The organism is Streptomyces sodiiphilus (assembly GCF_039529215.1).
GTDB lineage: Bacteria > Actinomycetota > Actinomycetes > Streptomycetales > Streptomycetaceae > Streptomyces > Streptomyces sodiiphilus.
This window is the reverse complement of sequence record NZ_BAAAMJ010000090.1, coordinates 1-502: the sequence shown is the minus strand read 5'-3', so window position 1 is coordinate 502 and position 502 is coordinate 1. Positions and strand designations below refer to the sequence as shown.

General features: G+C 64.9%; 1 protein-coding gene. It reads left to right on the top strand.

Annotated elements, in window-relative coordinates:
- Positions 1-4 precede the first annotated feature (4 nt).
- A partial coding sequence (locus ABD299_RS24720; protein ID WP_344266958.1) for an AMP-binding protein occupies positions 5-502 on the top strand: 498 nt, incomplete at its 3' end.

Sequence of the window (502 nt, the reverse complement as noted above, 5' to 3'; positions counted from 1 at the left end):
GCTGGTGGCGGGGGAGCGTGGTGGTTTGTTGGGTGTGGGGCGTGGTGGGGATGTGGTGGTTTCGGGTGGTGTTGCTGAGGTGTTTGGTGGGTGGGTGGAGCGGTGTCCGGATGCGGTTGCTTTGGTGTGTGGGGGGCGGGAGTGGTCGTTTGCTGAGGTGGATCGGGTGTCGGATGTGTGGGCGGGGCGTTTGGTGGAGGCGGGGGTGGTGTGTGGTTCTGCGGTGGGGGTGTTGATGGAGCGTTCTGCTGAGTTGTTGGTGTTGTTGTTGGCTGTGGTGAAGGCGGGGGGGATGTATGTGCCGTTGGGGGTGGGTGATCCGGTGTCTCGGTTGAGGGGTGTGCTTGGTGAGTGTGGGGCGTCGGTGTTGGTGGTGGGTGGGGATGTGGTGGGGCATGAGCTGGCGGGTTCGTGGTGTGGTGGTGTGGTGGTGGCCGGGGATGTGTGGGGTGTGGGTGGGGGTGGGGGGTTTGTGGGGCCGGTGGTGGATGTGGATCAGGGT